General features: G+C 61.1%; 10 protein-coding genes. 1 reads left to right on the top strand and 9 read right to left on the bottom strand.

Going from position 1 to position 13,037, the window contains the following annotated elements; translation table 11 throughout:
* Nucleotides 1–28 precede the first annotated feature (28 nt).
* The gene (locus tag OWC48_RS32120) at nt 29–724 is read left to right on the top strand and encodes a hypothetical protein (protein ID WP_282523572.1); all 696 of its coding nucleotides are present in this window, start codon (nt 29–31) and stop codon (nt 722–724) included.
* A gap of 90 nt (nt 725–814) precedes the next feature.
* On the opposite strand, the gene OWC48_RS32115 is transcribed toward OWC48_RS32120, so the two are convergent.
* From OWC48_RS32115 to OWC48_RS32075, 9 genes are all read right to left on the bottom strand, one after another.
* Entirely contained in the window at nt 815–2,401 is a 1,587-nt protein-coding gene (locus OWC48_RS32115) for a methyltransferase regulatory domain-containing protein (RefSeq protein ID WP_282523571.1), read from the bottom strand.
* 5 nt (nt 2,402–2,406) lie between these two features.
* Entirely contained in the window at nt 2,407–5,046 is a 2,640-nt protein-coding gene (gene tssH, locus OWC48_RS32110) for a type VI secretion system ATPase TssH (RefSeq protein WP_282523570.1), read from the bottom strand.
* Nucleotides 5,047–5,143: 97 nt separating this feature from the next.
* Nucleotides 5,144–6,208, bottom strand: a complete 1,065-nt coding sequence (tssG, locus tag OWC48_RS32105) for a type VI secretion system baseplate subunit TssG (RefSeq protein WP_282523569.1) — start codon at nt 6,206–6,208, stop codon at nt 5,144–5,146.
* Nucleotides 6,172–8,139, bottom strand: a complete 1,968-nt coding sequence (tssF, locus tag OWC48_RS32100; protein ID WP_282523568.1) for a type VI secretion system baseplate subunit TssF — start codon at nt 8,137–8,139, stop codon at nt 6,172–6,174. The genes tssG and tssF overlap by 37 nt, the downstream gene beginning before the upstream one ends.
* A 1-nt stretch (nt 8,140) precedes the next feature.
* On the bottom strand, nt 8,141–8,689 hold the full coding sequence (gene tssE / locus OWC48_RS32095) for a type VI secretion system baseplate subunit TssE (RefSeq protein ID WP_282523567.1): 549 nt from the start codon (nt 8,687–8,689) through the stop codon (nt 8,141–8,143).
* A 179-nt stretch (nt 8,690–8,868) separates the two neighbouring features.
* Nucleotides 8,869–9,354 carry a type VI secretion system tube protein Hcp gene (locus OWC48_RS32090; protein ID WP_014493489.1) on the bottom strand — a complete coding sequence of 162 codons (486 nt, stop codon included), beginning with the start codon at nt 9,352–9,354 and terminating at the stop codon, nt 8,869–8,871.
* Nucleotides 9,355–9,402: 48 nt separating this feature from the next.
* Nucleotides 9,403–10,905, bottom strand: a complete 1,503-nt coding sequence (gene tssC, locus OWC48_RS32085; protein WP_028150765.1) for a type VI secretion system contractile sheath large subunit — start codon at nt 10,903–10,905, stop codon at nt 9,403–9,405.
* A 16-nt stretch (nt 10,906–10,921) separates the two neighbouring features.
* Nucleotides 10,922–11,449 carry a type VI secretion system contractile sheath small subunit gene (gene tssB / locus OWC48_RS32080; protein WP_282523566.1) on the bottom strand — a complete coding sequence of 176 codons (528 nt, stop codon included), beginning with the start codon at nt 11,447–11,449 and terminating at the stop codon, nt 10,922–10,924.
* A 126-nt stretch (nt 11,450–11,575) separates the two neighbouring features.
* On the bottom strand, nt 11,576–12,889 hold the full coding sequence (locus OWC48_RS32075; protein ID WP_282523565.1) for an ImpA family type VI secretion system protein: 1,314 nt from the start codon (nt 12,887–12,889) through the stop codon (nt 11,576–11,578).
* Nucleotides 12,890–13,037: the final 148 nt, after the last annotated feature.

The following is a 13,037-nucleotide window of genomic DNA, read 5'->3' as shown; positions in this document are numbered from 1 at the left end:
ATTCCTGTCGCGCCGGTGCAATGACTGTTTGAACCTGCTGATCGGAAACGGCGACCACCATCCGTGGGGTAGTGCGAACAACGAGGACGATCAAATGTCACTGCGGAGCAGGGTATTGGACGTACTCAATGGCCCGGCGGTCGCTCGCATGCGCTTCCGGTTTCCGATCCGCGGCAGCCATGTGACGATTGCGCCGCAAACGTTCCATCACGTCGCCCGCGCGATCCGGTTGGGGCAGGTCACCGTCAGACCTCCGACGGATCTCGCGGCAGGCGTTGCTGCACAATACAACGATGTCGCTAGGACCAGGGCGGACGGCACGGCGGTTGCGGCGAACACGCTGGAGGTCGTGTCGGCAGCGGGGCGGATGGACGAGGCCTATATCGTCCATGAGAGCCTGCATGCAGCCTACGATCTGTTGCGTACCGGCCTTGACGCCAATGCCGAAGAGGCGTCCGCGTATGTCTGCACGGCGCTCTATTGCCGCATGACTGGCCTCCCGCGGCCGCGCTGGGCGAACGGCCCGATTTACGCCAATGCCGCCGAGGTCGCCAAAACGTTGCTGTCGCAATACCAAAAGGGTGATCCTGGAATTCCCTGGGTCGGCGAGAGTGAATGGCGGATGCTGCGCGCCGGTGTAGGTTTTCATCCGGTCTATACCAGCGGACCCGCGGGTATTGTCACTGGATGGCTGCTTGGCCAACAGTACACCCACGATGGTTGAGTGCTGGGGGCCGCGTCCACTTCAGGAAATGGCAGAGCTTCGGGCTCCTGTCCGCCACTCCCTCCACAGTGGCCGATGCGCTTTAGCGCGTCACGCGACCAGCAGTCCCAGCTTGCCGACCATCGCAAGCGAGCGTTGAACGCTTTCTCGCGTTGACAGCAGTAACGGCTCGGCAGGCTGCCCGGCACTATCCTTCTGGTCTATCCGGATGGTCGGGCCGAATTTTTCGGTCATTTCGGCCGTGATCTGGTCGATGGTCCGCGCTCCGTCGAGCAATTGCAGGAAATCCCTGGTCCGGTCGTCCTCCAACTGCACCGTTTGGTGGAGGAGGTTGGTAACGAGCGGACCTGTTTGCGCTTGTCTTCGCGCGAGCAGGCTCGCCTGCGGATGCTCGGTAGCTTCCTTCAACAAAAAGGGACGCGACAGCAGGAACGAAACCTCGCCGCTGCAAGCCAGGATGAACATCGCCTCAGTCAACACTTTTTGGTCATCATCCGTCTGCGGGTCGCCCCGCAGCGCGCGGGCGCCATCGAGCAGCTCGTCGAATGATAGTGCTCGCGGCCAGGCCCGGCCGAGACATAGATACGCGGCCTTCAAGAGCGGATTGGTCACCGTGACCCTGCTGCCGTCCTGGTTCTCGAATTCCACCGCGGAATCGTCGGTCACGCAGGCGTCGGGGTCGACCGGGTTGGTCGTGCTCAGCAAATGGAACCTGGTGACGAAATCGAGGTCGATCTGGCGGGATAGCGAAATGCCGTCGTGGCAGAGCAAGGTGCGCCGAAAGCCGTTGCCGTCGATGAAGTCCTGATATTGATCGCGCGCCATGAACTCGCTTTCCGGGAAGCGCTGCAGCGTTGCGCGAACCTCCTCGGAATAGCCGGCAAGATAGCGTCGTGAGAAATCAGCATCGCCCAGATATTGCAGGCCGTGGCGGCTTGCGTCCTCGGCGACCTCATGCAGCAGGAATGCCTCGGCGCCATCATCGAGATCGTCGTGAAACAGAAGCTCGTCGGGGGACTTGAGGACGCGGTTGTACTGGTCGCGCATGACCGCGCCGTGCACCGAGTTGGCCTTCGAGCCGTCGCTCAGGAACTTCAGGATCGCGCGGGCCTGTCCGACCTTCTCCTTCATGCCGGTGAGACGGCGGGTGTGATACCGCATCATGTCGCGGACCATGTCGCGAAGATGCGAGAACGGGTGCGCATTGTAGCTGACGTAGCAAACGCCGCGGGGAGCCAGGTTCTGCTTGAAGATCATCATCATCTTCTCGCGCACCGCCGGCGGCACCCAGGAATACACGCCGTGCGCTAAGATGTAGTCGAATTCCCCGAAGCCTGCGTCGACATTCATGATGTCGCAATGGAGGAGCTTGATGTTGCTCAGGCCCAATGTGGCGATATTTCGCTGGCCGCGCTCGATCGTGACGCCGCTCAGGTCGACACCGACGAATTCGCTGTTTGGATATTGAAAGGCCATCGGCAACAGGTTGCCGCCAACGCCGCAGCCAAGCTCCAGCACCCGGCAACGCTCGACCGGTGCTGACTGCATGCCGTAAACGGCGGCAATGGTAGCAAGATGGTTCGGATGAGTGAGCCCGTAAACGTGGCCGGGGTAGTAGACCTCGTCGTATGGCGTGGGACCAGTGTTCGGGTGGCGATGCTCGGTTTGAATGTTCATCGCTCTCAATTCCACGAATATGCGAATTTGTCGTTCTCAATCGAGACCCGCGCTTGCTTGATTTCTTCCTTGGCAAGCGACTTGCTGAGGAACTCGCGCGACAGCTCCGGGAGCAGGGTGTTGGTGATGATGTTGTCAATCATTCGCCCGCCGGAATCCGGGTCGTTGCAACGTGACACAATGTGCTCCACGACCGCGTCATCGTAGTCGAAGGACGCGTTATGATTGTCGCGGAGGCGTCGTCCGATCCGGTCGAGCTGTAACCGAACGATCCCGGCGAGCATCTCGTCGGATAGCGGGAAGTACGGTATCGAGACGATGCGTCCGAGCAGTGCTGCGGGAAACACCTTCAGCAATTCCGGCCTCAGCAACTTGGCGAGCTCTTCCGGCTCGCTGCGATACCGTGGATCGCGCGAGAGGCCCATGATCAGATCGGTGCCGACGTTGGTAGTAAGGATGATCAGGGTGTTCTTGAAGTCGATCCGTCGCCCGTTGCCGTCCTCCATGGTTCCCTTGTCGAACACCTGAAAGAAGATCTCGTGGACGTCGGGATGAGCCTTCTCCACCTCGTCGAGCAGGATGACGCTGTAGGGCTTGCGCCGGACAGCCTCGGTGAGGCGTCCACCTTCGCCATAACCGACATAGCCGGGAGGTGCACCCTTCAAGGTCGAGACGGTGTGCGCTTCCTGGAACTCCGACATGTTGATCGTGATCATGTTCTGCTCGCCGCCGTAAAGGGTCTCGGCAAGCGCCAGGGCGGTTTCAGTCTTGCCCACGCCGGATGGACCAGCCAGCATGAACACGCCGATCGGCTTCGAAGGGTTGTCCAGTTTGGCGCGGCTGGTCTCGATTCGCTTGGCGATCATCGTCAGCCCATGAGACTGGCCGACGACGCGGCGGTTGAGGATCTCCGGTAGCTTCAGCACGGTTTCGATCTCGTCGCGCATCATCCGGCCGACCGGGATGCCGGTCCAGTCAGAGACAACGGACGCCACCGATTGCTGGTCTACATGGGCATAGACCATCCGCTTCTCCGGATGGATGCTCTCAAGTATGTCGAACTTGCCGCGCAACTCCGCGCGCCTGACAGCCGGATCTTCGCCTTCTTTGGGCTGGGACAGAATCTCTCGGATGCTCCGGATGTCCTTGACGAGTTCCTGCTCTGCGGCCCAATCGGCTTCGAGGTTCGTCAGCTTGTCCTTCAGTGCCGCAATGTCGTTGTCGATCGCCGTGATGCGGTCGCTGTCCTTAAGCCCAAGATCGCTGTCGCTGACGAGTGCCGATTTTTCAGCTTCACGAGCGGTAATCGCAACGCGTGCATCCTCGATCAGGGCTGGCGTCGCGCTCTGGCTGATGGCCACGCGCGCCGAGGCGGTATCAAGCAGGCTGACCGCCTTGTCCGGCAACTGCCGTGAAGGAATGTAGCGGTGGGACAGGTTGACCGCTGCGACGATCGCAGCATCCGAGATGCGAACGCCGTGGTGCTTTTCCATCGGACCGAGAAGTCCGCGCAGCATGATGCAGCAGGTCTCCACTTCCGGTTCATCGATCTGGATCGGCTGGAAGCGTCGTGTGAGCGCGGGATCTTTCTCGATATACTGACGATATTCCGCCCATGTGGTGGCAGCGATCGTGCGCAGCGTGCCACGGGCAAGGGGAGGTTTCAGGAGATTGGCCGCATCACCGGTGCCGGCCGCGCCGCCGGCGCCGATCAATGTGTGGGCTTCATCGATGAACAGGATGATGGGGGTGGGTGAGCTCTGGACCTCGTCGATCACCGAGCGCAAGCGCTGCTCAAACTCGCCCTTCATGGAAGCACCGGCCTGCATCAGGCCGATGTCGAGCGCACAAAGCCTTACACCGCGGAGCGGTGGCGGCACGTCGCCGGCGGCGATCCGCTGGGCGAATCCCTCGACAACTGCGGTCTTGCCGACGCCAGCCTCGCCGGTAAGAATTGGATTGTTCTGCCGCCGTCGCATCAACACGTCGATCAGTTGGCGGATTTCTTCGTCCCGGCCAAGGATCGGATCCATCTCACCCGATTTGGCCTTGGCGGTGAGATCCTGCGAGAACCGGTCGAGCGGCGTCGTCCCCTTGGGACCCGCTTGGGCCGCGCCTTCCGTGCCCGCGCCGACCAGGCCCGAACCGTCCATCGGCCGCATGGTCTCCTCGTCGGAGCCGGCCCAGACGTTGCGGCGCTCCGCGGCGAGTGCGTCGACGTTGACCTTGGCGAATTCCTGCGAGAGGTTGTTCAGCGTGCGACGAATATCGTTCGATTTCAGGCCCGCCACGAGCAGATGACCGGTGCGGATCTGGGTCTCGCCAAAGAACAGCGTGGCATAGTGCCAGCCCCGATCGAGCAGATCGATGACCGGATTGGCGACGCCCGGCATGTCGGTTTCGTTCTTACGAAAGCCATTGATCACGCCGGCAAGATCCGACAACAAGCGTGCCCGGTCGAGCTTGTAATGATCGACCGAAAGGCTGAGATCGTTGCGTTCCTGCTGCAGGATATGAAACAGCCAGTGCGCTAGCTCGACGTTGCGATTGCCGGCGCTCTTTGCGTGGCGCAGGGCCTGTATGAAGGCATCATAGCCGGCCCGGTTCAGCTTGCCCGTTACAGCCTCGATGCTGATGTCGGTCACGGCGGATCCTCCTGCTTAATCCATCCGCGGATGCCTGGCATCAAGCGGAAATTTCATCGAATCCCATAGCTTTAGGCAATCGGCGCTGCGGATAGGTTCAAATCGCCGGGGCATCGGCTGCGGCGACCCGACGGGCGCTCAAGCGCTCGCCGAGCTGAAAGCGGGCATCGCGGCGATATTCTTCCGTGGAAGTCCAGTTCGGCGAGACCCAGGTGGTCCATCCAAGTCGTCCGCTCTGTCCGAGCCTGACCGGGACGACCTCTCCCGCCGGAATGGCGAGCTCCACCTCCCATTCCAATTCGTCGCCGATATAGAAGAACACGGCGTCCGCCAGAGGCTCCGACAAGTTGCGCGCTTCGGTCGGCAAGAACTGTTCGTACTGGCTGAAATTCTTGACGAAGACTCGCACCCTGATCTTGTCCTCGACGCTGAATACGCGTGAGCCCAGAAGAGCGTCCCGGCCGAGCCTGGCATGGGTTCCGCCAAGCCGGCTGCAATGACCTGGGTCGAATGACAGCCAGGTGCCGACAAATTCGTCGATCTCGACCTTGACGTCGAACAGCCCCTGCAGGAACCGCGTCAACCGTGACGCACACTTCGCTCTGGGGGAGATCAGTCCGGCAAAGCTGAGCTTCGCCATGTCCGGTACGGTGTCTCGACCGGCGAAAACGTCGGAGCCGAGGCCGGCAAAGGAGCCGACATAGGCAATGAAGCGATCATCCGCCGGACGGTCGTGCTGAGCGATCGGCCGCGCATCGGCCCAGGCGCGAAAGAAGAGTTGCAGGAAGCGCCCGTTGAGCAGATCGAGAAAGCGCGGGAAGGCGTCATCCCGCATCAGCCACCAACTGAGGCTTTCGTCGGTGGTGGCAAGCGGCAGCGCGCCCTGCGGCCCCAGGAGACCGAGAAATTTGACGAGTATCCTGAGCCGGCCACCCGGGTCGTCGACCGCCGCAAGGTTGGAGGCGGGGAACTCCAGATAGGGCACTTGGCCGAGGTCGATATACTCCTCGCGGCGTGCAGCACTGTCACCGATCCGCGGTCGATCCGAGTTGGCGCGCTCGAGCTGGCGCAGCGCATTAAAGAAATCGAACCGCCAGGGCTCCGCCTTCATCTGGTCGATCAGCGTCATAGAGGTCTCCGCGTGCCCATGCGCGGCGGCCAACGCATGATCTCGCCGCGCTCCGGCGTCGAGACGACCGTCTGTGTGAAGGTATTGAAGCCCGAATAGTCGGCGAAGAAGCGCTCCAGCACGGCTCCGAGCAAGAACACGCCGCTGCCCTCGAATGCCTTCTCGTCGAGCGTGATAGTAATCTCCAGGCCGCGCGCTGCGCCGCTGCCGGTGCGCTCGCGCACCCGCCGTACGACGGGCCGGCTTTCTATGCTGCGCACGCCGCGGATCTTGCGTTCCGTGGCGTCGTCGAATTGGTCGGCGAACAAGGACAGCATTTCGCGCAGGGCTCCGGCGTTCTTGCCGCCACCGCGCTCGACGAGGCCTAGATAGTTCAGGCTCAGCATGTTGATCAGCCGCCAGCTGACGATTCCGCTGTTCGCGATCTCGCTGCGGCTGCGCATCTGGGCCACGATCGGTTCGCGTGGTCGGGTGGGACCGGCGACGCACATCAGATCAAGGGAAGTATCGTCCAGCAGGCGGAAGTCGGCGCCGCCCTGGCCGACCGGCAAGTGTTCCGTGAGATGCCGGTTGGAGCACAGCGCCCGGACGCTGAGTTCGGCGACCGCGCCTTCGCCGCTAAGTTCACCGGGCTCTAGCAGTGACAGGAACATATCCGTCCCTGTGTAGTCCGAGGATGCGCCATAGGTCTTTTCTCCCACCGTGCGGCGCCGGGGCAACCGTCGAACGGTGAAATAAAGCCCCTCGACCGATCCGCTGGTCCGGTCGACGGCGGCCGAATACAGCGGGCGCACCGGCCGCTTGTCCTTGTCGGCCGGAAAGTGCGCGTAGACTTCGAGCACCTGGTGCGGTTCGTATTCCAGATAGCGGCTGCGATCGGGCACCACATGGTACTCGTGCGTATTCGACTTGACGGGGATGCGATCGCTCGTCTTCTCGAACAGGTTGATCGCCGGCGCGGTATAGAGCCTGAAGGTATCGGGACGCACCGCGGCGGCAAGCCGTGAATTGTGTTCATCGAACGCGAAGACGATATCGATCGACTTGCTGCGCAGCCGTGGCATCACGCTGCGAAGTCCCGTCAGGTTGAAGCCGAGGAACTTGCGTGGAAACATGAAATATTCCCGCAGCAGCTCCGAGCCGCGAAAGACCCGGTTGTCGTTGGGAAACAGCGACTCGTTCTCGTCGAAACCAATCTGCTGCACGCAGTCATGGGGCGCACGAGTCACCACCGGATCGCCGAAATCATCGAGATGCCGGAAGTAGACGCCCCTGCAGTTCGAGATCAATTGCTCGTAAAGCGCGATGGCGTCGGATTCCGCGCCTGAAAGGTAGATCGGAAGCTCGCTCGTGCGGCAGCCTGCAAACCAGGTTTCCGGCTTGGCCCTGGCCTCTGCGTCCGGCAGCTCCTCATCGAGCCGGGCCGCGGTACGGTGAGTCAACGACAGCCTGAGCCCCGCGATGACGTCGCCGCCGACGGGAATCCCGAGCGCCTGCAGCGCGCCTGCCGTCGAGAAGTATTCGGCGCCGGTGACGTCAAATGGCCAAAGAGCGACATCGCGGCAAAGTCGAAATCGGCAGGAAAGACTTCGTTCTCTCTCGCGGTAGGTGGCATCGAAATAGGCGCCGCGCGCGATCTTCTTGCCATCGCGTAGCGCTGGGTCGGCATAGGGGGGGCGTGCCGTGACCAGCATGGCCGACGGAGTCGGGGCAAGGTAATTCGGAACCAGTTGCTCGAGCAGGTTTGCAGTGAATTCCGGGAACTCGTGCTTGAGCTTGAGCTGAACGCGAGCGGCGAGAAATGCAGCACCTTCCAGCAATCCTGCGATCATGGGATCCGAGCGATCCCGGATCAGCCCACCGAGGCGTTCCGCGATGCCGGGATACTCTTCGGCGAAATCCCCGGCCTGCTCGTAGAGCAGTGACAGTTCACGATTGTAAAAATCCAGGAATTCGCGGTTCATGCTAAAGTCGGTTGATCTGGATATCGCCGCTGTCGAGGTCGACGTCGGCGACGAACTCCACGGGGACGTTGAGCGGTTCGGCCTTCAGGTCGGCGTGAACGATGAAGCGCAGCTTGAGTTGCTCGGGGCCGACCGAACCGTCGCGTCGGACCCGGATGGTGTTGCGATCAAGCCTCGGTTCATAGGTCGTGAGCGTCGCGCGCAACGCGTCGGTGAGCTCGTCGTCGGCGACCTCGTCGATCGAACGATGGGCAATATCAGGGAAGCCAAAGTTCAGGATTGAGGTTCGGACGCAATCGCGGCCGTTCAGATCCAGGGTCGATTCCAGGGCAATGGTATTGAGGAGCGTTTCGAGGTCATGGGAGACCTCGCGCCGGAGCAACGTTTCCGAGATTGGAAAACGGCCCGCGCTCCGCCGCCCTGCAATGACCCGCTCGCCAGACTCATCGCGCAGATTGAGCTTCTTGCGTGCGTCGCGCGCTTCATGGGCCGAGCGAAATGCCAGCATCAATGGGGGAGAGAGCCGATCCTTCTTTGGTGCAATGGTCATTCACGGTCCCCATGACGCCCAACTCGCATGCAATCTCGGGGGCGCTCGTTGGTGTCCGACTTGACGTCGCCCAGCAGGCTTTCGGGCCCGCAACCGGGCCGGACGAGAGGTGCGATCAAAATCGCACCGCTTGGCGCCGGTTCGCCATTCGCAACCGGCGCCAGGCGAGGGGCCGACAATCAGGCCCATTCCTTGTTGGCAGGGACATCCCAGCCGAACGTCGGGGAAGCTCCGGCGCCACCCTTCTCCGTCTGGGTCTTGTAGATCATCTTGACCTTCGCGAAGTTCAGACTCACATTTTCGGTAAGGCGATCTTCGCCGTGCGATCCGCCTGTCGATACGCTGGTGACGAGAACCTGCTTCATCTCGATCTTGAGATATTCCAGCGGGTTTTCGCCGGCCTTGCGGACCGTCAGGATCGCGCTGTCGATATGCTTGCCGTTTGCGCAGACCTTGAAAAGTTCCGGCGTGGCCTTGTCAACGAAGTGCGTGAAGTGGAGATCCTGCACGCTGACCTTGCCGGCGCCGCCGCCCGATCCGCTGTGGAAGGTGCCGGTCTGGCTCTCGCCAAACGACCAGCTCAAAATATCGATTTCGTCCTTGTGCTTGTCGTCCAGCGACTCGCCCTTGATCGGATCGAGCTTCAGGAAGATGTCGACAGCCATAGCATGGTCCTCTCAAATTTCTGTGTGTACGGTTGCGATGCTGCAGCGTCAGGAACTGGGACCTGGCAGGCGTGAAACCAGACTGAGGCCGACATCCATCGCTTCCAATTGAAAGTGCGGACGAAGAAAGAAGCGCGCGTTGTAATATCCCGGGTTCTCCTCGTTTGCTATGACCTCTACCTTCGCAGCGGCCAGCGGCTTGCGCGCTTTCTGAGCTTCTGACGACAGGGCTGGGTTGGCATCAACGTACTCGTTGATCCAGGTTTGCAGCCAGACCGTCAGCTCATCCTTCTCCTTCATGGATCCGATCTTGTCGCGAACCATGCACTTCAGATAGTGCGCAAAGCGGGACACTGCGAACATGTAGGGCAGACGTGACGACAGGTTGTCGGACGCGGTTGCATCCACGCCCTTCTCGCCGAAATACTTCTTCGGCTTGTAAAGCGACTGGGCGCCGATGAAGGCGGCCTTGTCGGTGTTCTTGCGATGGATCAGCGGGATGAGGCCCGCCTTTGCAAGTTCGTGCTCGCGGCGATCGCTGATGGCGATCTCGGTCGGGCATTTCAGATCGACGCCACCGTCGTCGGTCGGGAATGTATGCGTCGGCAGATTGATGACCTCGCCGCCGGATTGCACACCGCGGATGCGCGTGCACCAGCCGAACTCCTTGAAGGCGCGGTTGATGTTGACCGCCATCGCATAGGCGGCGTTGATCCAGCCGTATTTGTCGCCGGTGTGCCCGTCGGTCTCCTCCTCGAAGGCGAACTCCTCCACGGGCTCCGATTTCGCGCCGTAGGGGAGGCGACCCAGCGCACGCGGCATGCACAGGCCGAGATAACGCGAGTCGTCCTGGTCGCGCAGTCCCTTCCATGCGGCATATTCCGGCGTGTCGAACACCTTGCCGATATCGCGAGGGTTGGACAATTCGGTCCACGAATCCATTCCCATCAGCGTCGGCTCGGCGCCGCTGAAGAAGGGGGCGTGTGCGGCGCCGGCGATCTTGCTGAGATCGCGCAGCAACTGCACGTCGGTGGGGAGGTGGCTGAAATAGTAGTCGCCGATAAGGCAGCCGAACGGCTCGCCGCCCAACTGGCCGAACTCGTATTCGTAGATCTGCTTGAACAATGGGCTCTGGTCCCAGCGCGCATCGGGGTAAAGCCGCAGATTACGATACAGCTCGTTCTTCGAGACGTTCATGACCCGGATCTTGAGGTTGGCGTCGGTCTCCGAGTTGAAGACGAGGTAGTGGAGGCCCCGCCAGGTACTTTCGATCGCCTGGAATTCGGGTGCGTGAATGATCTCGTTCATCTGCGCGGTCAGCTTCTGGTCGATCCGCGCGATCATCTCCTCGATCGTGTCGAGCACGTCCGACTTGATGACGCTCGAGTCCTTCAATGCCTCTTGAACGAGCGTGGATACCGCGTTGTCGACCTCGGTCGCTGCGCGTTCGGTGCGCGGTTTGAAGCTTTGCTTCAGCAGAGTGGCAAACTCGTCAGCTTCGACGGTCTTGACCTGGGTGGTGCTCTCTTTGTGAACAGCTTCTTTTGCCATGGTCCCCGTTCCTTCCTTAGCTCTCGGTGCCAGGTTCGGTCGACTGGCTGATCGCACGTTCCCGAAGCGCTGCCATCAGTTGAGGATCGGCCAGAAGTTTTTTCAGCTGATCCTCGGCGGCTACCTTGCCATCCATGTAGCGCAGCAGGTTGGCAAGTTGTTCGCGCGCCTCGAGCAGCTTGGCTGTAGCCGGCACCTGGCGGGCGACGGCCACGGGAGTGAAGTCGGCCATCTTGTTGAAGCGCAGATTGACCGAAAGTTTTTCGTCTGATCCGTCGCTGAGACGATTGGCGACGCGCGCCGTCACGCCGGGCTGGATTGCCGCCATGCGACCGTCGAAATTGTCCATGTCGAACTCGAGGAATTTGCGCTCCTCGACCTTCGCCTTCTCGACGCCGGGGTTGTTGCCGGAAAGGTCGGAGAGGACGCCCATGACGAACGGAAGTTCGATCAGCCGCTCGGCGTCGTAAGGATCTTCGTATGTGATGTGCACGCGTGGTGCGCGATTTCGACGAATGAATTTTTGACCGCTATCTGTAGCCATGGTTCCCTCACTACGAAATCGCTTTAGACGTCGAATTTGCGCGACGCAGATCGGCTAGGGACTTCAAGTTGCTGCGGTCGGCAAACATCCTTGTGTCCATTTAGTGCCCTCGAGCGAAAGCTGGGTTCAATGCGATCTGTCGATTGTTTTAAGCGCTCCCTCAGGAAGAACATCATCCAAAAGGCTGAGAAAATCTCGTTGCGCGAGGTCGCGCGCGCGATCTGCCAAAAAGGGGATGGGGCTGGACGGCTCTGCGGTTCGGAAAAACGACGCCACCTTCGTCAGCAGGCCCAAGGCTTGCGCTCTGCTTTCCACTGAAAATACAATATCTTGAGTGTTGTTCTCGGCCGTCGATGAGGGCGACGTGGCGAGTTCCGCCATCCGTTCGATCGGCAGCTCGAAGACCTTGTCGCGCCCGATGTTGATCGCAGCGCTCTCCACGTGCGCAGGCATCAGCATCCGCATGACTTCAATAAATGACTTGCCAACCATCTCCTGCGCTTGACGCACCAGCAACAGTGCCGGGTTGGATGGTTCCATTCGGGCAAAATAGTCCGCGGCCGCTGCAAGCGCTGCAGATGCTTGTGCGGATGAAGTCACCATCCCGGTCGTGTCTGACGGCGCCTGTGTATCGACAGGACCGACATCTTCCGCGGTTGCGGCGATCGCGGCCGGATCGCGCAACGCGACGAGACCCGCAAGCCAGGCAGCCATGCCGTTAACCAAGCCAGAGAGCCTGTCGAGGCTGATCGGTTGCCCCGCGTTCAACTTCTCGTGCCAGGTTTGCTTGATACCCGCGATTTCAGCCGCGACCGCGGAGCACCGCCCGCTGGTTGCCTTGAGAGTGTCGAGATCTGTCTCGCTGACGATGCGCTCGATGGCCGCCAGATCAGGCCCGTCGGCGTCGGCGTCGCCGGCGGGAATTTCTCCCTGAGCGATTTGATAGGCACGGTAGTTGAGGTTGCCGTGTCTGCGGTTCTCGATCAGGGGGAGGAACTGGAGCGGGTTGATCACGGTCGGAAACACGTCGATTGCCTCGACTGTGACGGCGCGAAGTGCATAGTCGCCGTCCTCGCCCTTCGGATGCACCGCTTCCCACTGCTCGCGCAGCAGCAGGTTGGTCGCCTTCAGGCAGCAGAGAAAGCCGTCGAGATCGCGGTTGAGGATTGAAAACTTGGCCAGCAGCAGGTTCAGACGTAGATCGCGGGTACGCGCCAGAATCGGCTGCGCGGCGGCAAACTGGCCGGCAAAATCGACTGCCTTTGGATCGAAGCGTCCACGCTCTCCGTTGGCATTGACGACCTCGAAGAACGACATCGGCAGCAGCGATTCCGCACCTGCGAAGAAGTTCAGATATTGGACGTCCCCGCTGGCGTCGAGATCCGGCCCGCAGGGATCGTCAGCGGCAATGGGCTGCGTCAGGGAGGCGACATCAAGCATACGAGGACCGTCCATCTGCTCGATCGCGGCCCCGCTGCCGAGCCCGTGGCGACCAGGGGATCGCGCGGGGGCGCATGATCCGATTCCATTCCTATGGGTCAGATGCCTGCCGACCTTGGTTCATTCCCGAAGATCATGCCATTTTCGC

The organism is Bradyrhizobium sp. Arg816, assembly GCF_029989365.1.
GTDB lineage: Bacteria > Pseudomonadota > Alphaproteobacteria > Rhizobiales > Xanthobacteraceae > Bradyrhizobium.
The sequence above is the reverse complement of the archived record's forward strand: the minus strand, read 5'-3'. Positions and strand labels throughout refer to the sequence as shown.

Coding starts and splice junctions, on each gene's coding strand:
- OWC48_RS32115 (WP_282523571.1), bottom strand. CDS start 2,401: ATGAACATTCAAACCGAGCATCGCCACCCGAACACTGGTCCCACGCCA.
- tssF (WP_282523568.1), bottom strand. CDS start 8,139: ATGAACCGCGAATTCCTGGATTTTTACAATCGTGAACTGTCACTGCTC.
- tssE (WP_282523567.1), bottom strand. CDS start 8,689: ATGACCATTGCACCAAAGAAGGATCGGCTCTCTCCCCCATTGATGCTG.
- OWC48_RS32090 (WP_014493489.1), bottom strand. CDS start 9,354: ATGGCTGTCGACATCTTCCTGAAGCTCGATCCGATCAAGGGCGAGTCG.
- tssC (WP_028150765.1), bottom strand. CDS start 10,905: ATGGCAAAAGAAGCTGTTCACAAAGAGAGCACCACCCAGGTCAAGACC.
- tssB (WP_282523566.1), bottom strand. CDS start 11,449: ATGGCTACAGATAGCGGTCAAAAATTCATTCGTCGAAATCGCGCACCA.
- OWC48_RS32075 (WP_282523565.1), bottom strand. CDS start 12,889: ATGCTTGATGTCGCCTCCCTGACGCAGCCCATTGCCGCTGACGATCCC.